A 20,086-nucleotide genomic window follows, 5' to 3' on the forward strand; every position below is an offset into this window, starting at 1 on the left:
AACTCTATTCCTACGGAGCCGAGATCCGCCGATGGCCGGTGACGAATCCCCAATCGCAACACTCGCGCCGGCGACCGGCAAGCCGATGCAAAGCGGCACGGTGCGCTTCTACCTGACAAACGAATTCGGCCTGCTGGTCCTGATCGTGGTCTTCGCTTGCCTGTTCGGCCTCGCCACCAAAGGGTTCTTCTCACCCTTCAACCAGTTCACGCTGGGGCGCGTCGCCGCCGTCAACATCATGGTCGGTCTGTCCATGATGGTGGTGATCGTCACCGGTGGGTTGAACCTGGCGGTCGGCGCCATTGGCGTCTGCGCGGCGATGGCCTTTGGCGCCCTGGTGGAATTGGCGGGGTTGCCCTGGCCTGTTGCCGCTTTCGGCGCCATCGCCCTGGCGGCGGCGCTCGGCTGGATCAACGGTTTCGTCGTGGTACGCTCCGGCCTGCACAGCTTCATCATCACGCTTGCCAGCATGAGCATCTTCTTCGGGACGATGATCTATCTGACCAAGGCTCAATCCTTCCGCGGCATTCCGGCCGACTTCTCCAATTTCGGGCGGTTGCGCCTGTTCGGCCTGGTCTCACCGCTTCTCGTCGTCGCCCTCATCGTGGCGATCGCGCTGGGCATGCTCTATCGCTTCACCGTTCTCGGCCGCGAGATGCTGGCGGCCGGTGCCCGTCCCGAGGCCGCCGAGCTTTCCGGCGTGCGCGTCGGGCGTGTCTTCATCCTCTGCCACATGCTGTCGGGGGGGCTCGCCGCCATCACGGCCATGCTCGTGGTGGCGCGTACCGGCGCGGCCATTCCCTCAATGGCCGGACAACTGGGGCAGGACTGGCTGCTGCCGGCCTTTCTCGGCCCGGTGCTCGGCGGCACGCTGCTCAGCGGTGGCCGCGTCTCGGTGAGCGGCACCGTGCTCGGCGCCATCCTGGTTACGATGCTGACCAACGGCCTGCTTCTCCTGCAGATCGGGGAGTTCTGGGTGCAGGCCTGCCTGGGTTGCCTGCTGCTGTCAGCCGTGCTGATCGATAAGGCACGCCGTTCCTATCTCGCCCATCGGAGGATGGTGTGATGCCCCGCTTCATGCAGACCGACTGGTTCGGGCCGCTGGCGATCGCCGTCGTGGCGATTGCTTTCATCGGCAGCTTCAACCCGTCCTTCCTGTCGCCGCTCAACATCCAGGTGCTGCTGCTCGCCATCACAGTGAACATGCTGATCGCCTTTTCCCAGATGATCATCATCGCCATCGGGCAGATGAACCTGGCGGTCGGGGCCATCGGCGGACTGGCCGCGATCTCCTTTGCCGGCATGATGCAGGTGTGGGGCTTGCCGGCGCCGCTTGCCGCGCTGCTGGCGGCGGGGATCGGCCTCCTGGCCGGCATCGTCAATGGCGCCTTCATCGCCGGCACCGGTATCTCTGCCTTCGTCATCACATTGGCCACCCTGTCGGTGTTCAAGGGCATCAACCTCGCCATCACCAAGGCCCAGCCCTTCTACGGCGTGCCTCAGAGCGTCAAGGATTTCGGCAACACCACCTTCCTGGGTCCGCTGCCCTGGCTGGTGATCCCGGCGGCCATCGTGTTCGCGGCGATGTGGTATCTGCTCAACCGCCTGCCGCTTGGGCGCTTCATCCTGGCCGTAGGCGGCAATCCGCATTCGGCCGAACTCTCCGGCATCTCGGTGTCGCGGACCGTCGTCACCGCCCATGCCATTTCGGGCCTGCTGGCGGCCCTGGCCGGCATCGCGCTGGTGGCGCGGCTGGAGATCGGGCAGCCGACCATCGGCGATGACTGGCTGATCCTTTCCTTTGCCGCGCCGGTGATCGGCGGTGCCGTGCTCGCCGGCGGCCATGTCTCCAGCTTCGCCACGCTGCTCGGCGTGATCATCGTCGCCATCATCACCCAGGCGCTCGTGCTCTTCCATATCGATCCCTTCCTGGTGCAGGTCGTTCTCGGCGGCCTGATCCTGTGGGCTGTCGGCATCAACCGCTGGCGCGAGATCCGCGTCAGCCGCGGCCTGAAGAGGATCTGACCATGGCGGCAGAGACACCAGCCTCAGTCTTCCAGGCGCGCGGCGTCAGCAAGTTCTTCCCGGGCGTCAAGGCGCTGGAAGGGGTCTCGATCTCGCTACGCCCGGGCTCCATCCACGCCTTGCTGGGCGAGAACGGTGCCGGCAAATCCACACTGATCAAGCTGATCACGGGGGTGCTCAGGCCCGACGAGGGCGAACTGGTGGTGGATGGGCAACCCGTGCATTTCACCTCGACCCGCGACGCCATCGCCAGGGGTATCGGCGTGGTGCATCAGGAACGCAACCTCATCCCGCGCTTTTCGGTGGGCGAGAACATCATGCTGGAGCGCCTGAGCGCCAGCCCGTTCAAGCCGATCGACTATGCCGCAGTGAATGCCGAGGCGCGGCGCTGGCTCGACGTCCTCGGGCTCGACCTCGACCCGGCCACCCCGGTCTCGCAGCTCAGCGTCGCCAAGATGCAGCTCGTCGAGATCGCCAAGGCGCTGTCCCTGCGTTCGCGCGTGCTGCTGCTCGACGAGCCGACGGCCTCCCTGACTCCGCATGAGACCGTCGCCCTGTTCGCTCTGCTCAAGAAGCTCAGGGACGAGGGTGTCAGCATGCTCTTCGTCAGCCACAAACTGGAGGAGGTGCAGGAGATCTGCGACCAGGTCACCGTGCTCCGCGACGGGCGCAATGCCTGCGACAGCCGGTCGATGGAAGGGCTCGTGCGCCAGGATCTCGTGCGCCTGATGATCGGGCGCAGCGAGCAGATCCCGGACTGGAAGCCGCGCGACCATGCCGGGGCAGCGCCCGTGCTGCAGCTCGAGAAGGTCGCCACGCCCTTCGGCCATCGCGACATCGATCTCATCGTCCGCCGCGGCGAGATCGTCGGGCTCTATGGCCTGGTGGGAGCCGGGCGCACCGAACTCGCCAAGTCTATCATGGGGCTGCAGCCGGCGACGTCGGGCACCATCCGGCTCGACGGCAAGGAGGTGGCCATTACCAGCGTCGGCGAGGCGATCCATACCCATCGGCTCGGCTATGTCAGCGAGGACCGCAAGCAGGAGGGCCTCATCCTCCTGCATTCGGTGCTGGACAATGCCGGCATCGCGATCTGGCGCAAGCTCGCCGGTTTCGGCGGCCTGCTCACCGACCGTACCGTGCGCAAGGCGACCGAGCCCTATATCCGCAAGCTGGAGGTTCGCACGCCTTCCCTAGGGCAGCTCGTCGGCAATCTCTCCGGTGGCAACCAGCAGAAGATCAGCGTGGCTAAATGGCTGGCTGCGGGTGTGCGGCTCCTGATCATCGACGAGCCCTCGGTTGGAATCGACATCAAGACCAAGGCCTATCTGCATGAATTGATTCGCGAACTGTCGGATGCCGGCACCTCCATCCTGCTCATCACCTCAGACATGCCGGAGATGATCGCCCTGGCCGACCGCATCGTGGTGATGAACGGCTACCGGGTGGCGGGAGACCTGCACAACAGCCGCGACTATGGTGCCATGAGCGAAGGCATTATGAACCTCATCCACAAGCTCGATGCAGCGTGAGGGCCGGATTATTTCTGACGGATCGGCCCGCACGGATAGCTGGTAATATCTCTGTCGGCTCGCCGTCGTCGGTTGCCGGAGTTGGTTGCCGGAGTTGGTTGATTGCCGCAACAAACTGACGATAATGTCGGATGAATACGCGCCGGCTCTTCGGCGACGTTTGCCCGAAACCGGAGGAAACCCATGCGTGCACTTGTCCTCGAACGCCAGCACGAATTGTCGCTGCGCGAAATCGATCTCCCGCTCGAGGTCGGCCCCACAGATGTGAAGATCGCCCTGCACACCGTCGGCGTCTGCGGCAGCGACGTGCATTATTACACCCATGGCCGCATCGGCAATTTCATCGTCAACGCGCCGATGGTGCTGGGCCATGAAGCGGCCGGCACGGTCGTCGAGGTCGGCTCGAAGGTGACGAACCTCAAGGCTGGCGACCGCGTCTGCATGGAGCCCGGCATACCGGATCTGAGTTCTCGGGCCTCAAAGCTCGGCATCTACAATGTCGATCCGTCCGTGGTTTTCTGGGCGACGCCGCCGGTGCACGGTGTGCTCACGCCCTTCACGGTGCATCCGGCCGCCTTCACCTACAAACTACCCGACAATGTCTCCTTCGCCGAAGGTGCGATGGTCGAGCCCTTCGCCGTTGGCATGCAGGCAGCTGCACGCGCCCGCATCGCACCTGGCGATGTCGGCGCAGTGATCGGTGCCGGCCCGATCGGCATCATGGTCGCGCTTGCTGCCCTGGCCGGCGGCTGCAGCAAGGTGCTGATCTCCGATTTCAGCAAGGAAAAGCTTGAGATTGCCGGGCGCTATGACGGTATCATTCCCGTCGACCTGACCAAGGAAACCTTCGCCGCCGCCATCGCGCGGGAGACCGACAAGTGGGGCGCCGACGTGGTGTTCGAGGCGAGCGGCAGCGCCAAGGCCTATAACGGCATCTTCGACCTGGTACGGCCCGGCGGCGCGCTGGTGCTGGTCGGCTTGCCGGTGGAGCCGGTCAATTTCGACGTTCCTGGCGCCATCGCCAAGGAAGTCCGCATCGAGACGGTGTTCCGCTATGCCAACATTTATGATCGCGCTCTGGCGCTGATCGGTTCGGGCAAGGTCGATCTCAAGCCGCTGATCACCGGCACCTATACCTTCCAGGATTCCATCGCCGCCTTCGAGCGGGCCGCCAAGGCCTTGCCCACAGACGTGAAGCTGCAGATCCTGATGGAGGACTGAAGCGTCTTCCTGCCCTCTTGCTGAAAGAGGCGAGGGCCTCGCGGGAGGGCTGGATTTTCTCAACTCGTGCAGCCCTGAGCCCGCTCCCTCTCCCTGAACAGAAGCGGCGCCAGTTTCAGCGCGGCGAAAACACCGGGCAGGGCGATTGCGATCGCCAGGATGAACACGGCCAGCATGGCTTGCTGAAGCTGTGGACCCGTGGTGGCGGAGCCGGCACCGTTGGCGTTGGCCACGAAGCCGAGCACGGCGGCCCCGATGGCATAGGCCGCCGATTGCAGGGTGGGCAGCAGGGCCGAGGTGCGGTTGCGTTCCTCCGCCGGCGAGGCTTCCATCAGGCCCTGGCTCAGATAGCCCCAGCTTGCCCCGAAGCCCACGCCGATCAGGATCTGGCCGCCGACGAGCAGCACGATGTCGGTCCGCCAGAGCGCGACGATGATGGCGCTGAGGCCAAGCACCAGGAACAGCGGGCCCAGCCAGATCAGCTGGCGGCGGATCCTCTGCGAGGCCACACTCGCCACAGCGATGGCAACGAGGCTCCAGCACACCGCCATCACCGCGTTGAGCGCGCCCGCCAGCGTGGCGCCGTACCCCCAAAGATGCTGGATCAGATAGACGAGGTAGACCGATGCCGCCGAATGGGCCATCGGCATCAGGAAGACGATCCAAAGCCCGAGGCCGATCGGCTTGCCGAGCCGGAAGGCATCCTTGGGGAAGAGCCGGGCCGGCGAGCGCCTGTCGCTGTAGACGGCGCCGACATACAGCAGGGCGGCGAGCACCAGCAGCAGCATGGCCGCGCCGGTGCCGCCGGCCACGTCGGCGATCATCACCGCCGCCATGCCGGCTCCGATGGCGCCGAGCTGGACGAGTGGAAGTGGCACCGCTTCCTGCCGGGTTGCATGCGGCACCACTTTGAGGACGAGGGCGATGAAGATCAGCGACAGCGGTACGTTGACCAGGAAGGCCGCCCGCCACGACACCGTCTCGCTGATGATGCCGGCGACGGCCGGGCCGCCGAAGGCCGCCGCTGCCCAGACCATCGCCTCGGCGCCGAACACCTTGGGAACCAGGCGGGAGGGAAAGATCTCCGGGATCAGCGCGTAGCAGATCGCGGCGATCAGGCCTTCGCCGAAGCCCTGCAAGGCGCGGCCGACCAGCAGCACGGCCATGGCGGGAGCAAGGCCCGCGAACAGCGTTCCCGCCGTAAACAGCAGGGCTGCCCCGATCAGTGCCGCCCGTGCGCCATGGCGGGCCTTGAGCAACGCCGCGATCGAGCCGCCGAGGATGGCGAAGATCAGATAGAGGCTGACCGACCAGGCGATCAACGAGGCGCCGCCCAGCTCGTCGATCGCCGAGGGCAGGGCGGTCGAAACCAGGAAGCTGTTGAAGGCGAACAGGGCAACGCCAAGGCAAAGCGTCGCCGTCGCACCGGCATAGCTGCCGACCGCGATCTCGCGCCAACGGGCTTCCGTTCCCGTGCTGACTTGCGTGTCCATCTTCAGCTCCAACTTCCAGCATCCGTCTCGAACGGTGTCCGATGCAACCTCTGCATCCCGACATCGTCTGGCCTACAACCTCTACTTAAGTTAAGGTCAAGCTGTTTTTGGGAGACGAACCATGGTTGAATTGAGCGTCGGCGATCTCGCTCACCGCAGCGGCGTGTCGGTCACGGCGCTGCATTTCTACGAGCGCAAGGGGTTGATCCGCAGCCGGCGCAACCAGGGCAATCAGCGCCGCTACGACCGGGCGGTGCTGCGCCGCGTCGCCCTGATCAAGGTGGCGCAGGAACTCGGCTTCTCGCTGGCGGAGATCGCAGCTCGCCTGGCCGAGCTTCCGGACGATCGTCCGCCTTCCCGGCACGATTGGGAAATACTCGCCAGTCACTGGGCCGACGAGCTCGACCATCGCATCGCGTTGATGCAGACCCTGCGCGCCGAACTGACGGGCTGCATCGGTTGCGGCTGCCTGTCGATGGAACGCTGCACCTTGCTCAATACCGATGACCGGCTCGCGGGTGCAGGCAGTGGGCCGGTCAGGCTGATGCAGGAGGCGGAGGCGTAGCCTGTGTCAGCCCACCGGCTCGAACGGCAGGTTGATCTGCCAGGAGACGCCGAAACGGTCGGCGATCCAGCCGAACCGGCGGCTGAACCCGTAATCGTCAAGGGCCATGAAGACAGTGCCGTCCTGCGAGAGGGTGGCGAAGAGACGATCCAACTCCTCATTCGTCTCGCAATCGATGAAGAACGAAAAGGATGGCGTGAAGGTGAAATTGTGCTGCACCGGGCTGTCGATGCAGACCACGCTCTGGCCGGCGATGCTGAAACGCGCCTTCTTGATCGAACCCTGCAGCCCCATTTCACCGGGGCCGTAACGCTCGACGTCGAGAATCTTGCCGTCCGGAAACAAGGAAACATAGAGGTTCATGGCGGCGTCCGCCTGCCCTTGCCCCTGGAACATCAGGAAAGGCTGGACCGTCAGTGTCATCGGCATGTCCTCCAAAAGGGCGCTCATCGTCATTCTAGCGCTTATCCGGCGTCAGTCGGTACTTCCTTCCATGGTGACATAACGAGAATTTCCGTGGTGACATGGCGAGAATATGGGCCGGTCATCTCTCCGTGCTTCGGGCGCTTACGCCGCTGAGAATCAGGTTAAGGCAGTGTGAAGCGCAAGAGCCCGGGTCGGGCGGGCTTGCAATCGGGGTAGATGGTAATGGGTGTCGTCGTGGTCAGGCAGGGCAGCGAGGCGGACAAGCCGGCGTTGAAGGCGATCCTCCGGGATACGTTCGACAGCACCTGGCGCCCCAACATCACGCCAGCAGCTGTCGAGCGCTATCTCACCTCCGGCCTCGCCGATCGCTTCATCGACGAGCATGGGCAGGAATGCCTGGTTGCCGAACTCGACGGCGAGGTGGCAGGCTTCGTGCGCTGGGAAGGCGATTTCATCGATGCCCTGCATGTCCACTCCAGCCACGCTCGCAAGGGTATCGGACACCGGCTGATGGACGCGGCGGAGGCCGCGATCAAGGCGGCTGGCTTTGCACAGGTGCGCCTGGAAACGGACACTTTCAACCAGCCGAGCCAGGCCTTCTACCTCTCGCGGGGCTATCGCGAGGCCGGTCGCTATCCCGACGAGGAATGGCAGAGCGGGCTGACCACCATCCTCTTCGTCAAGCCGTGAGGCTTCACTGCAGGCGGCGGGCGATCAGCGACTGTGCCATCATGAAAAGCGAGACGATGACGAGATAGTAGATCAGGGCGGCGCAATACCATTCCACGAAGCGGAAGGATGCTGCTATCGCGTCATTGACCACCGCCATGATCTCGCGCAGCGAAATGACATAGGCGAGCGAGGTCACCTTCAGAAGGTTGATGAACTCGTTGACCAAAGCGGGCAGCGAGACACGCAGGGCCTGCGGCAGGATCACCAGCCTGAAGGCCTGCAGGCGCGTGAGGCCGAGCGCGGTCGCGGCTTCCCCCTGTCCGGCGCCGATCGAGCGCAGGGCTCCCTTCATGATCTCCGCCATATAGGCTGATGTGACCAAGGTGAAGGAGATTGCCGCCGCCACGAAGGGCGTGAACCAGCCTGCCTTGAGCAGAAAGGGCATCAACTGCGGCGAGCCATTCCACACCAGGAGCAGCACCAGAATGAGCGGTGCGGCGCGGAACACCCAGACATAGAGCTGCGCCGAGCCATTGCGTATCGCCTTGCGTGAATTCAGGCACAGCGCCAGCGGCAGGCAGAGGAAGAACGAGACGGCGAAGACGATGACGGACAGGATGAGGGCGATGGCGGCGCCCTGCAGCATGGCCGGGTTGGTCAGTGCCGTCAGGAGGAGTGCCGGATCGAAGGACATGTCGGCGCCGCTGCTCCCGGCTACTTGTCGTAGTCGACGTCGAAGACAGCAGCGTTGAGGCCGTATTTCTGGGCGAGAGCGGCGAAGAAGCCGTCATCGCGAAGTTTCCTCAGGGAGTTGCGCACCAGCGCCTGGTCGCCGTCCTTGCGACGCATATAGATGCCGTAGGTGAAGTCGGACTGCCATGTATAGGCGATCTGTAGCGTGTCCTTGGCGTCGGCAACGCGGAAGGCACCCTCGGCCTCCTCGGTCAGCGTTGCGTCGACGCGGCCCACCATCACCTGCTGATAGGCTGCCTGCTGGGTCGGATAATTGTGGATGGCGACGGGCGGCTTGCTGGCCGCTTCCAGGGTCTTGTTCAGGGGATCCAGCCGCTCTTCCTTGTAATAGGTGCCGGCCTCCAGTGCGACGTCGCGGCCGCTGAGGTCGTCCGGCTTGCCGATCGCCGCGTTGCCGGCCTTGGTCACCAGCACGGTGGCCGATTTCATGTAGCGCACGCCGTCATAGGTCTTGCGGCGCTCGTCATTGACATAGATGCCGCTGATGATCAGGCCGCAGCGCCCCGAACCCAGCGTCGGCAGCAGGCCCGAGAAGTCGGTGACGGTATAGCTCGTGCTGGCGCCCCAGGTCTTGGCCAGCGCCTCGGCGATCTCGATGTCGATACCGACGGGCGTCAGGTCGCCCGGTGAGCGCTTGTAGCTCAGGGGTGGAAATGCCGCGGTGGTGCAGATATTGATCGATCCGTCCGAAACGAAGCTCGGCTGTTCCGCGCATGCCGCGGTGCTGGCAAGCGTCGCCAGTGCGACCATGGTCACGAATTTCGCTGTCATGACTGTCTCCCCCTTGGAGCAAACTGCGTCCATGGCAGAACGCTTGTTTGCTCTAATTCATTGTTTCGACATGTCTTTATGATTCTTGGCGATGCCGTCTCATCACAAGATGCTTCAGCTTGTCCGGATGTCCGCCGCTTGGATGCGTTCGATGATCCCGCCATAGGCTTGCGTGTCGAAGGCGGGGAGGATGAGCGGATCGACATGGCCGTCGCGGCGCGCGGTGAGCACATATTGCATCATCGCTTCGGTGCTCGGCATTTCGAAGATCTGTACGAAGTCATAAGCGCCGAGCAGGGCGTAGAAGGCGATGGAGCGCCCGCCCAACGCCGCCACACGCTCTTCGCTGATACGCCTGCGCCCGGCGCTGTCACCGAGCTCGGCCAGGCCCTTGGCGGTGAGACGCATCAGCGAGACGTAGCGCTGGGGCGCGCCGTGGTGCTGGCTCACGCGCCGGCCCTCGGCAGCTTGGCAAGGCCGGCGAGCACAGCGGCCGAATCCGTCAGGGCGCCGAAGATGCCGTTCTCCACCGTCACCATGTGTAGGGCTGCCTCATGGGCGCGCTGGTCACCGCTGGCACAGGCATCCGAGATGGTCAGGCATTGGAAGTTACGGTCGCAGGCCTCACGCAAGGTGGTATGGACGCATACATCGGTGGTGCAGCCCGAGAAAAGCAGATGGGTGATGCCCTGGGCCCGCAGCACGTGCTCGAAATCGGTGTAGGTGAAGGCGCCGTTGCAAGTCTTGTCGACGATGATGTCCTCGGAGCGCACCTCGATGTCGGAGACGATCTCGAAGCCTGGGCTTGAACGCAGCAGAACCTGCGTGCCGTCGAGGCCGGCACGCTTACGGCGCCATTTTTCGTAAGGGGTCATGTCCGCCATATCGCCGCGATAGCCCTGGCGGGTATGGATGATGCGGATGCCGGCGGCGCGGGCGGCGTCGATCAGCCGGTTGACCGTCGGCAGGATGGCCCGAAGTGGGCTGGGATCATAGCCCTGCCTGGCGAAATAGCCCGTCGGCGAGAGGAAGTCCTCTTGCAGGTCGATGACGATCAGCGCCGTGCAGCGCGCGTCGAGCCTGCCGTCATAGGGATAATCGAATGGTGTCGCCTGGATCATCGGGGTGCTTCCTTTCGCCATCCTGGATAGCACCCGAAATTGTTCTCAAAAAACGATTTGTTTTAATCAAAATTGTTCTAATAATCTCATCGATCACCGCGCGAGGCATCATGGCTCGACCCCTGGTCTATCTGCAATATCTGCCGACCTTCGAGGCGACGGCCCGGCTGGCAAGCCTTCGCCGGGCGGCGGAGGAACTCAATCTCAGTCCAAGCGCCGTCTCGCTGCAGCTTAAGAAGCTCGGAGAGGCGATCGGGATCCCCCTGTTCGAAAAGGCGGGACGCAACATCGCGCTGACGCCGGCCGGCCGCGATTTTGCCCAGGCGGTTGCCGTCAGCCTCGGCCAGCTCGATTCGGCTGCACGTGACTGCCGCAGCCGAGGCGCTGCCACCCCGCAGCAGAACCTGTCGCTATCCCTGCCGACCGCGCTCGGGGTCGCCTGGCTGAGCGCGGTGGTGGTGGAGTTCGCGGAAAGCCGTAACATCGCCAATTTGGCCATCAACGAGGCGATAACCGCCGCCGAGGTGGATTGGCAGGCCAGCGATGTCGCCATCGTCTACGACAATCCGCCTTTCCCGGGACGGTACTGGCGCCTGCTCAGCGAGGTACGCTTACGGACGGTATGCTCGCCGATCCTGTTTCCACGGCTCGACCTGCAGCATCGTGAGCGCAAACTCAATGGCATCACGCTGCTGCACGAGGACCGCGGCGAGGAATGGGCACGGTGGGCCGTGGCGGCACGGGTCAATCTGCAGGGAAGTGCCAGCGTGCGCGTGGCCTCGGTGGCACAGGCGGTTGCCTCGGCTGTGCAAGGGCAGGGGCTGGCGCTTGTCTCGGACGTGCTCACGCGCAATCTGCTGCGCGAGGGACGGCTCATTCAGCCCTTCGCCACCTCGATCAATGCGGCGGCGGCTTATTACATCCTTTGTTCGGTCGACCGGGCGGAGGAGCCGCTCCTGCAGGCGCTGATGGAGCGGCTCGTCGAACGCGTCGGGTTGTGAGTTCCCGAAATGGCTACATGCGAGCGAGGACGAGGATCGAGCGTCCCCTTGCGTCCAGGAGCAGCAGCTTGTTGCGGGCCGCATCGATGCGCCAGCTGCGCGCGGACTCCAGGGCTTTGATGAACTTGCCTTCCTGATCCATGATGGCCGGCGGGCAGGCCATCTGGGTGCTGACGATCTGTCCGATGCGAATGCGCGAGCCCCTGATGGTGGCCCTGCCGCCCATGCCGTTGCAGCCCCCGCGACCGGAGATCGCGCCATTGGCGGCGATTTCGAGCACGCTCTGCGCATTGTCGACCACACCGCGGCCATTGATGTCCTCGGCCAGCCAGCGTCCGCTCGGACCGGCCGGGCTGGCTTCAGCCTCTTGCCCCACGCGATCGACCTGGATGTCGCCATTCACGAGCTCGCCCGCGGTGACGGCGTGGTGGGTGGTATTGAGGAACCAGAGGCGGCCATTGACGCTGATGCGTGCCTCCAGGGCATAGCGGCCGGTCGGCTTCAGGGACCTGTCATCATAGCGCAGGCGATAGGGAATGGGTACCTGCCGGCCGGACCGAACCGATGTCCGCGCCAGCGTGCGGGCCGGGGCGTCTGCCAGGGACACGTCGACGAGCTTGACCTCGATCATCGCGGAGGGAGGCAAGGCGATGCGCTCTCGATAGCTGACTGTGCCGGTCAAGATACGCTGTCTTGCGAAAGCCTCGCTCGCGGGAAGCATCAGGCCGAGCAGAGCGCAGGCTAGTACGACGGGCCACCAGCGATTGATCATCGGATCTACTCCTCAGGGCGATGGGACCGGCACGTTCCGATCCTCGGGCTTCTTCGGTCACCCTATCAGCCTGACGCTGCCTTCGCAGCCTTTGGCTGGGGCAGGCGTCAGCCGAGCCGTCCCAGAGGTGCGCCGCGCCTCAGCTGTGCAGACCGGGCGCCTCATGCCCGGTGCGGGCGACATATTCGGTGTAGCCGCCGCCATATTGGTGGACGCCGTCCGGCGTCAGCTCCAGCACACGATTGGAGAGAGAGGCGAGGAAGCGCCGGTCATGCGAAACGAACAGCATCGAGCCCTCATATTGCGACAGGGCCGCGATGAGCATCTCCTTGGTCGCCAGGTCGAGATGGTTGGTGGGCTCGTCCAGCACCAGGAAGTTCGGCGGATCGTAGAGCATCTTGGCCATCACCAGCCGGGCCTTCTCGCCGCCCGACAGGAAGCGGCATTTCTTCTCGATATCGTCGCCCGAAAAGCCGAAACAGCCAGCCAGGGTGCGTAGCGAGCCCTGGCCTGCCTGGGGAAAGGCATCCTCGAGCGTCTCGAAGATGCTGTAATCGCCGTCGAGTAGGTCCATGGCATGCTGGGCGAAATAGCCCATCTTGACGCTGCCGCCCTGCACGACCGCGCCCCTGTCGGGTTCGGCGGTGCCAGCAACGAGCTTGAGCAAGGTGGATTTACCGGCGCCGTTGATGCCCATCACGCACCAGCGCTCCTTGCGCCGGACCTGGAAGGTAAGGCCTTCATAGATGATGCGATCGCCATAGGCCTTGTGCACCTCCTTCAGGCTGACGACGTCGTCGCCCGAGCGCGGTGCAGGCTGGAACTCGAAGGCAATGCTCTGGCGCCGGCGCGGCGGCTCGATCTTGTCGATCTTCTCCAGCTTCTTCACCCGGCTTTGTACCTGCGCCGCGTGGGAAGCGCGCGCCTTGAAGCGCTCGATGAACTTGATCTCCTTGGCGAGCATCGCCTGCTGGCGCTCGAACTGCGCCTGGTGCTGCTTTTCGTTCAGGGCGCGCTGCTGCTCGTAAAACTCGTAGTCGCCCGAATAGGTGGTCAGCGTGCCGCCATCGATCTCCACCACTTTCGAGACGATGCGGTTCATGAATTCGCGGTCATGCGAGGTCATCAGCAGGGCGCCCTCATAGCCCTTGAGGAACCCCTCCAGCCAGATCAGGCTCTCGATGTCGAGATGGTTGCTTGGCTCGTCCAGCAGCATGGCGTCGGGACGCATCAGCAGGATGCGGGCGAGGGCGACCCGCATTTTCCAGCCGCCGGAAAGGGCGCCGACATCGCCGTCCATCATGATCTCGCTGAAGCTCAGCCCGGCCAGAACCTCGCGGGCGCGGCCTTCGAGCGCGTAGCCGCCCAGTTCCTCGAATCGCCCCTGTACCTCGCCATAACGCTCGATGATGGCATCCATGTCGTCGGCCCGGTCCGGGTCGGCCATCGCGGTTTCGAGTTCCTTCAACTCGGCCGCCACCTCGCTGACGGGGCCGGCACCATTCATCACCTCGGCGACGGCGCTACGGCCGGCCATCTCGCCGACATCCTGGTTGAAATAACCGATGGTGACGCCGCGATCGACGGAGACACGGCCTTCATCGGGTTCTTCCTCGCTGGCGATCATGCGAAACAGCGTGGTCTTGCCGGCCCCGTTCGGGCCGACAAGCCCCACCTTCTCCCCCTTCTGCAGGGTGGCGGAGGCTTCGATGAACAGAATCTGGTGGCCGTTCTGCTTGGAGATATTTTCGAGGCGGATCATGGAGCGATGCGGTCAATGCGGAGGGAAGCACGCTCTTACGCGATGCCGGAAACAGGAGAAAGATCCCAGCAGGCCGGACGTGCCGTGGAAAATGACGAATCCGGATCATGGGAACGGCGGACACCTGTCATCCACACTGGACGGCAGGTTCACAATCAGTCGATCACCATGAGGCAGGATATGAAATCATGCCCACAAGCAACTGACAATGTGATGAAAAATAGAAAGAATGGCGCGCCCGAAAGGATTCGAACCTCTGACCCTCAGATTCGTAGTCTGATGCTCTATCCAGCTGAGCTACGGGCGCACTGGGAAGCGACCGGCGCTTCCATGGCCGGTCTGATAACCAAGCCTAGCGGGGTATGCAAGCCCCCTTCTCGCTTTTTTTCATATTATCGAAATAAACCCTCGCCCTGCTCGTCGATCAACTGCTTGCCTTTGGTCAGGGAAAACTGCACGGCATCGTCCAAACTGGCGAAACGATCGGCCCGAATGAACTTATGGCTCTTGAGTTCGCCGCCGATCTCTTTTTCCACAAAGCCGCAGGTCTGATACTGGCCGCCTTCCTTGTAGGGGGCAGGGCGCACGGTAAAGCCGTTATATTCCTCGCCATCACCCTTGGGGGTGGGGTCACCATCCGATTCGCGTTTGCCTCCGAACAGGGAGGAGAGGGATTTAAGGAAGGAGGCCACGGCAAAGTCCCAATATGATTGATCGAGGCCCGCACGATAGCTGCATTGACGCTTGTCGCCAATGGGCGCATGTTCCGCCCGGTTGTGGGAGGACGGGCTTTCGCGCAGAAGCTGCGGGCGATTTGCTCCTGCCTGCGCGCTCCACTAGAATTCGCCAGCCGCGACGAGATGCGGCGGCGATTCCTGGGATACAGACATGAACAAGCTCATTCTCGCCGGCATGATCGTGATGGGTGGGTTCTATGCTGGAACAGGTACGGGACAGGCAGCCTCGCGCCAACAGGGTGAGCGCTACGCCGACAATGCCAGGATCGAATGCATCCTGCCGTGGTATCGCTTCTTCGGCGCCTGTGACGAGGCGATCCAGGATGCGCCCGATGGCAAGAATGGCCACGCATGGGAGTATCGCGGCCATCGGCATCGCGGCTGGCGCCGCTAGAGTATCGTGCCGAAAAGTGGATTGCGGTTTTCGGCAAGAACGATGCAACCGCAAGAATGCTCTCAATTGGTTCCGATTCCGGAACCGCGAGCGCCTCGCTAAAGCAGGCGCTCTCGTTTTTTTCCGCATCGGTCTTCAGCCGGTGGCCTTGAAATTGCCGCAGGAAGACCAAAATCAAGGAACCCCACAAGACGGCGGGAGCCGCGGGGGGATTTCATTTTCAGTTTGCCGGACAAGGGAGCCGGCATCGGAATTGCCGACGAGCCCGGCGCACGGGGGCTTCGGCATGCCTGATGCCGACTCTCGTTAAATTATTGATTTTTCACCAGGGTCCGCGAAGAGGCAGCTATGCGTGAAGGTAGAATGATACTAGAAAATTTGCGTGGCCGCGATGCCGTGATCGGCACCCTGCTGGCTTTGGGGTTCTCCACCACGGTGCTCGCCCAGAACGCGCCGCCGCCGCCCGTCGCGGTGGCCAAGCCCATCGTGAAGGACGTCGTCGAATATGACGATTTCATCGGCCGCTTCGAGGCGGTCGACAGGGTGGACATCCGCGCCCGTGTCTCGGGTTACGTCGACAAGATCCATTTCATCGACGGTGCCATCGTCAAGGCGGGGGATCTGCTCTTCACCATCGACCAGCGTCCTTATCAGGCCGCGCTCGAAGAGGCACAGGCCAGTGTCGAGGCAGCCAAGGCGCGGGTGGATTTCGCCGCCGGTGACGTCGGCCGCGCCGAGAACCTGCGCAAGTCGGGCAACATCACCGGCCAGATCTATGACGAACGCACGCAGACGCTCGCCACCGCAAAGGCTGATCTCAACCGGACCCAGGCGACCTTGAACCGCGCCAAGCTCGACCTGCAGTTCACCGAGATCAGGGCTCCGATCCCCGGCCGGATGTCTCGGCGCCTGGTTTCGCTCGGCAACCTCGTCAATGCCAATGAGACGGTCCTCACCAATGTGGTGTCGATGGACCCGATCAACTTCTATTTCGACGTCGATGAGCGCTCCTATCTTGCCTATCAGAAGCTCTCGACCGGGTCGCTGCGCATTTCGAGCGATGGCAATCTCAACGAGGTCCTGGTCGCCACTTCCAATGAGCGCGAGCCCATCCACAAGGGCCATATGGACTTCACCGACAACCGTCTGGATGCCGCCAGCGGCACCATGCGGGCCCGCGCCGTGTTCGAGAACAAGGATCTGGCCCTGGTGCCCGGCCTGTTCGGCCGCATCCGCATCCTCGGTTCCGACAAATACAAGGGCGTACTGGTGCCGGAGGACGCACTCGGGTCGGACCAGGATCGGCGCGTCGTCTATGTCGTCGGCGCCGACAACGCCATTTCGCTGAAGCCGGTCCGTGTCGGCTCGCGCGTGGATGGCTATCGCGTCATCCGCGAGGGGCTCAAGGGTGACGAGACCATCGTCGTCAACGGACTGATGCGGGTGCGGCCCGGCATCAAGGTCGATCCCAAGCTGACGACCTTGCCGGCCACCGCTGTCGCGGCCGCGAACTGAGAGAGCGGTCCATGCGATTTTCCCATTTCTTCGTCGACCGGCCGATCTTTGCATCGGTCTTGGCGGTCGTGATCACGCTCGTCGGCACCATCGCCTTTCTGGGCCTGCCGGTGGCGCAATATCCCGAGATCGCGCCGCCCACCATCGTGGTGCGCGCCAGTTATCCGGGCGCCAATGCCCAGACCGTCGCCGCTACGGTGGCCACGCCTTTGGAGCAGCAGATCAACGGCGTCGAGAACATGCTCTACATGTCCTCCTACGCCTCCAATGACGGCTCGATGTCGCTAACCATCACCTTCAAGCTCGGTACCGACCTCGATACTGCGCAGGTGCTGGTGCAGAATCGCGTCGCGATCGCCACGCCGCGCCTGCCGGATGATGTCAGGCGCCTCGGTGTCACCACGCTGAAATCCTCGCCCGATCTGATGATGGTCATCCATATGTTTTCGCCGGATGACCGCTACGATCAGCTCTATGTCTCCAACTACGCCCGCAACAACGTGCGTGACGACCTGCTTCGTCTCGACGGCGTCGGCGACCTCACCATCTTCGGCGAGCGCCAATACAGCCTGCGCGTCTGGCTCGATCCGGACAAACTCGCCAGCTACGGCCTGACCTCGTCCGACGTGGTGACCGCGATCCAGGCCCAGAACGTCCAGGTTTCCAGCGGCGCCATCGGCCAGGAGCCGACAAGTTCGGGCGGCGCCTTCCAGGTCACCATCAACACCCAGGGGCGCTTCCAGGATGTCGCCCAGTTCCGGCGCGTGATCGTGCGCTCGACCCCGGACGGGCAACTCATCCGGGTCCAGGACGTGGCGCGCGTGGAACTCGGCGCCCAGGATTACGTCACCAATTCCTACCTCAATGGCAAGCCGGCGGTGGCGCTGGCGATCTTCCAACGCCCGAATACCAACGCGCTGGAGGCCGCCGACGAGATCATCAAGAAGATGGAGGAGCTCAAGCAGTCCTTCCCGCCGGGCGTCGCCTATTCCATCGTCTACAATCCCACCCAGTTCATCGCGGAGTCGGTCAACGCCGTCTATCACACCCTCGGCGAGGCCGTGGTGCTGGTGGTGGTGGTGATCATCATCTTCCTGCAAAGCTGGCGCACGGCGCTCATCCCGGTGATCGCCATCCCGATCTCGCTGATCGGCACCTGCGCGATCATGGCCATCTTCGGCTTCTCGCTCAACACGCTGACCTTGTTCGGCATGGTGCTGGCGATCGGTATCGTGGTCGATGACGCCATCGTCGTGGTGGAGAATGTCGAGCGCAATATCAGTCTGGGCATGTCCCCACGCGATGCGGCGCATGAGACCATGGACGAGGTCGGCACGGCGGTGATCGCCATCGCCCTGGTGCTCGGCGCGGTGTTCATTCCCACCGCCTTCATTCCCGGCATATCAGGCCAGTTTTACCGGCAGTTCGCACTGACGATCGCGGTCTCGACCTTCATTTCCGCCTTTGTCTCGCTCACATTGTCGCCGGCGCTTGCGGCCATCCTGCTCAAGCCGCACAGCCATGAACCGCCGCGCAATCCGCTGACACGGCTCGGAAAGAGCCTGGCCGGCGGTTTCAACCGGAGCTTCGATGGTCTGTCCAACGGTTACGCCTCCAGCGTCAATCGCGTGGTCCGGCGCAAGATCATCATGCTGCCGCTCTATGCAGGATTGCTGGCCGGTACGGTCTGGGCGGTGCAGAAGGTGCCGCAGGGCTTCATTCCGACGCTCGACCAGGGCTATGCCATCGTGGTGGTGCAGCTACCGGACGGTGCCGCGCTTTCGCGCACCGACGCCGTCACCCGGCGGGTCTCCGAAATTGCGCGGGCAACGCCCGGTGCGCAGGATGCCGTGGCCTTTGCCGGCTTTTCCGGTGCGACCTTCACCAACGCCACCAATTCGGCCGCGATCTTCGTGCCGTTCAAGCCTTTCGAGGAGCGCCTGAAGGAAGGATTGACCGCGGACAAGATCATCAAGGATCTGTTCGGCCGCATGCAGGTGATCGAGGAAGCCTTCATCATCGCCATCCCGCCGCCCCCGGTGCGCGGCATCGGCAATGCCGGTGGTTTCAAGCTGCAGGTGCAGGAGAGGCTCGGCTCGGATATCCAGCGTATCCTCGCTTCGACCTACGAGATGATGGGCAAGGCACGCCAGAACCCGAAGCTTTCCGGCGTGTTCACCACTTTCTCGGCCAACTCGCCGCAACTCTTCCTCAACATAGACAGGCAGAAGGCCGAGATCCTGAACGTCCCGATTACCAACATCTTTGACACGCTGCAGCAGAATCTCGGCACAGCTTATGTCAATGATTTCAATGCGTTCGGGCGCGTCTACCAGGTGCAGGCCCAGGCCGATCAGCGCTTCCGCAACGATCCTGAACAGATCGGCGGCCTGCGCGTACGCTCGGCCTCCGGAGCCCTGGTACCGCTCGGTACGCTGGTGGAAGTGAAGGAGGTCTCAGGCCCACAGCTGATCCAGCGCTACAACATGTATCCGTCCGTGCCGCTGCAGGGCAATGCCGGCCCAGGCGTCTCCACCGCCCAGGCCCTGGACGAGATGGAGGCTCTGGCAAAGGCGACCTTGCCGCAGGGAACCAGTTTCCAGTGGACGGAACTGGCCTTCCAGGAACGTGCGACGGGCAACACCGCGATCTTCATCTTCGCCCTGTCGGTGCTCTTCGTCTTCCTGGTGCTGGCCGCCCAGTATGAGAGCTGGTCGCTGCCGCTCGCCATCATCCTGATCGTGCCGATGGCGGTGCTCTCCGCCCTGCTCGGGGTGATGGCGCGTGGCCTGGACAACAACATCCTCACCCAGATCGGCCTGATCGTGCTGGTCGGTCTTGCGGCCAAGAACGCCATCCTGATCGTGGAGTTCGCACGCGAGGCCGAGGCACGGGAAGGCAAGACGCCGATCGAAGCGGTGGTGGAGGCTTGCCGCCTGCGCCTGCGCCCGATCCTGATGACGGCCTTCGCCTTCATCCTGGGTGTGGTACCGCTCCTGATCGCCACCGGTCCCGGCGCCGAAATGCGCCAGGCGCTGGGCACCGCCGTGTTCTTCGGTATGCTGGGGGTGACCTTCTTCGGCCTGTTCCTGACGCCGGTGTTCTATGTCGCACTGCGCATGCTTGCCCCGGGCAAGAAGCGCAAGGAAGTCAAGCCGGCAGAGGCGGCGCCAGCAGCCGAGTAGGGGCGAACGGTCGCTTCACCCAAGTACAAAGGGCTTCTCCATCGTGTTGGAGAAGCCCTTTTCATTGGTGCCCATATCCTTGCAGGAAACGCAGGGGCTGGGACCGCGGACATCCCGTCCGCTCTTGGAAACGCCATGCGA

19 protein-coding genes and 1 tRNA gene are annotated in these 20,086 nt (G+C 63.5%); 10 read left to right on the top strand and 10 right to left on the bottom strand.

Going from position 1 to position 20,086, the window contains the following annotated elements:
• Positions 1–31: 31 nt before the first annotated feature.
• The 4 genes from ACZYTC_RS05225 (at position 32) to ACZYTC_RS05240 (ending at position 4,778) form a co-directional block, all read left to right on the top strand.
• Entirely contained in the window at positions 32–1,066 is a 1,035-nt protein-coding gene (locus ACZYTC_RS05225; RefSeq protein ID WP_488989075.1) for an ABC transporter permease, read from the top strand.
• The gene (locus ACZYTC_RS05230; protein ID WP_434957070.1) at positions 1,066–2,025 is read left to right on the top strand and encodes an ABC transporter permease; all 960 of its coding nucleotides are present in this window, start codon (positions 1,066–1,068) and stop codon (positions 2,023–2,025) included. Before ACZYTC_RS05225 ends, ACZYTC_RS05230 begins: the two co-directional genes overlap by 1 nt.
• Before the next feature lie 2 nt (positions 2,026–2,027).
• The gene (locus ACZYTC_RS05235; protein ID WP_488989076.1) at positions 2,028–3,557 is read left to right on the top strand and encodes a sugar ABC transporter ATP-binding protein; all 1,530 of its coding nucleotides are present in this window, start codon (positions 2,028–2,030) and stop codon (positions 3,555–3,557) included.
• Between the two features lie 183 nt (positions 3,558–3,740).
• On the top strand, positions 3,741–4,778 hold the full coding sequence (locus ACZYTC_RS05240) for an NAD(P)-dependent alcohol dehydrogenase (RefSeq protein ID WP_454814515.1): 1,038 nt from the start codon (positions 3,741–3,743) through the stop codon (positions 4,776–4,778).
• Between the two features lie 59 nt (positions 4,779–4,837).
• Here ACZYTC_RS05240 and ACZYTC_RS05245 read toward each other — a convergent pair whose 3' ends face one another.
• On the bottom strand, positions 4,838–6,271 hold the full coding sequence (locus ACZYTC_RS05245; RefSeq protein WP_488989077.1) for an MFS transporter: 1,434 nt from the start codon (positions 6,269–6,271) through the stop codon (positions 4,838–4,840).
• A 121-nt stretch (positions 6,272–6,392) separates the two neighbouring features.
• Here ACZYTC_RS05245 and soxR point away from each other — a divergent pair, with 121 nt between their 5' ends.
• Entirely contained in the window at positions 6,393–6,836 is a 444-nt protein-coding gene (soxR, locus tag ACZYTC_RS05250; protein WP_434957066.1) for a redox-sensitive transcriptional activator SoxR, read from the top strand.
• Between the two features lie 6 nt (positions 6,837–6,842).
• Here the strand turns inward: soxR and ACZYTC_RS05255 are convergent, their stop codons facing one another.
• On the bottom strand, positions 6,843–7,286 hold the full coding sequence (locus ACZYTC_RS05255; RefSeq protein WP_441772327.1) for a VOC family protein: 444 nt from the start codon (positions 7,284–7,286) through the stop codon (positions 6,843–6,845).
• 198 nt (positions 7,287–7,484) lie between these two features.
• On the opposite strand from ACZYTC_RS05255, the gene ACZYTC_RS05260 reads away from it, so the two are divergent.
• A complete protein-coding gene (locus ACZYTC_RS05260) occupies positions 7,485–7,952 on the top strand; it encodes a GNAT family N-acetyltransferase (protein ID WP_454814509.1) in 468 nt (155 codons plus the stop codon).
• A gap of 4 nt (positions 7,953–7,956) precedes the next feature.
• On the opposite strand, the gene ACZYTC_RS05265 is transcribed toward ACZYTC_RS05260, so the two are convergent.
• The 4 genes from ACZYTC_RS05265 to ACZYTC_RS05280 all read right to left on the bottom strand — a co-directional run bounded on the left by ACZYTC_RS05265 (position 7,957) and on the right by ACZYTC_RS05280 (position 10,579).
• Positions 7,957–8,628 (bottom strand): amino acid ABC transporter permease, encoded by a 672-nt coding sequence (locus ACZYTC_RS05265; protein WP_441772326.1) that lies wholly within the window; start codon positions 8,626–8,628, stop codon positions 7,957–7,959.
• 20 nt (positions 8,629–8,648) lie between these two features.
• Positions 8,649–9,458 carry a transporter substrate-binding domain-containing protein gene (locus ACZYTC_RS05270; RefSeq protein WP_434957062.1) on the bottom strand — a complete coding sequence of 270 codons (810 nt, stop codon included), beginning with the start codon at positions 9,456–9,458 and terminating at the stop codon, positions 8,649–8,651.
• Positions 9,459–9,572: 114 nt separating this feature from the next.
• Entirely contained in the window at positions 9,573–9,908 is a 336-nt protein-coding gene (locus ACZYTC_RS05275) for a GYD domain-containing protein (RefSeq protein WP_434957061.1), read from the bottom strand.
• Positions 9,905–10,579 carry a cysteine hydrolase family protein gene (locus ACZYTC_RS05280; RefSeq protein ID WP_434957060.1) on the bottom strand — a complete coding sequence of 225 codons (675 nt, stop codon included), beginning with the start codon at positions 10,577–10,579 and terminating at the stop codon, positions 9,905–9,907. The genes ACZYTC_RS05275 and ACZYTC_RS05280 overlap by 4 nt, the downstream gene beginning before the upstream one ends.
• Positions 10,580–10,689: 110 nt before the next feature.
• On the opposite strand from ACZYTC_RS05280, the gene ACZYTC_RS05285 reads away from it, so the two are divergent.
• Complete coding sequence (locus tag ACZYTC_RS05285; protein ID WP_434957059.1) at positions 10,690–11,580, top strand: LysR family transcriptional regulator; 891 nt, start codon at positions 10,690–10,692, stop codon at positions 11,578–11,580.
• 13 nt (positions 11,581–11,593) lie between these two features.
• Here ACZYTC_RS05285 and ACZYTC_RS05290 read toward each other — a convergent pair whose 3' ends face one another.
• From ACZYTC_RS05290 to ACZYTC_RS05305, 4 genes are all read right to left on the bottom strand, one after another.
• Entirely contained in the window at positions 11,594–12,352 is a 759-nt protein-coding gene (locus tag ACZYTC_RS05290) for a YbaY family lipoprotein (protein WP_434957058.1), read from the bottom strand.
• 139 nt (positions 12,353–12,491) lie between these two features.
• A complete protein-coding gene (locus tag ACZYTC_RS05295) occupies positions 12,492–14,114 on the bottom strand; it encodes an ABC-F family ATP-binding cassette domain-containing protein (RefSeq protein WP_481272491.1) in 1,623 nt (540 codons plus the stop codon).
• A 230-nt stretch (positions 14,115–14,344) separates the two neighbouring features.
• A tRNA-Arg gene (locus ACZYTC_RS05300) sits at positions 14,345–14,421 on the bottom strand.
• An 85-nt stretch (positions 14,422–14,506) separates the two neighbouring features.
• A complete protein-coding gene (locus ACZYTC_RS05305) occupies positions 14,507–14,806 on the bottom strand; it encodes an HlyU family transcriptional regulator (protein ID WP_434957056.1) in 300 nt (99 codons plus the stop codon).
• Positions 14,807–15,002: 196 nt separating this feature from the next.
• Here ACZYTC_RS05305 and ACZYTC_RS05310 point away from each other — a divergent pair, with 196 nt between their 5' ends.
• The 3 genes from ACZYTC_RS05310 (at position 15,003) to ACZYTC_RS05320 (ending at position 19,945) form a co-directional block, all read left to right on the top strand.
• Positions 15,003–15,245: a hypothetical protein gene (locus tag ACZYTC_RS05310; RefSeq protein ID WP_434957055.1), complete on the top strand. Its 243-nt coding sequence runs from the start codon at positions 15,003–15,005 to the stop codon at positions 15,243–15,245.
• 363 nt (positions 15,246–15,608) lie between these two features.
• Positions 15,609–16,760, top strand: coding sequence for an efflux RND transporter periplasmic adaptor subunit (locus ACZYTC_RS05315; protein ID WP_488989078.1), 1,152 nt, complete (start codon positions 15,609–15,611; stop codon positions 16,758–16,760).
• Between the two features lie 11 nt (positions 16,761–16,771).
• Positions 16,772–19,945 carry an efflux RND transporter permease subunit gene (locus ACZYTC_RS05320; protein ID WP_488989079.1) on the top strand — a complete coding sequence of 1,058 codons (3,174 nt, stop codon included), beginning with the start codon at positions 16,772–16,774 and terminating at the stop codon, positions 19,943–19,945.
• Positions 19,946–20,086 lie beyond the last annotated feature (141 nt).

It is taken from the genome of Labrys sp. F242 (genome assembly GCF_057813875.1).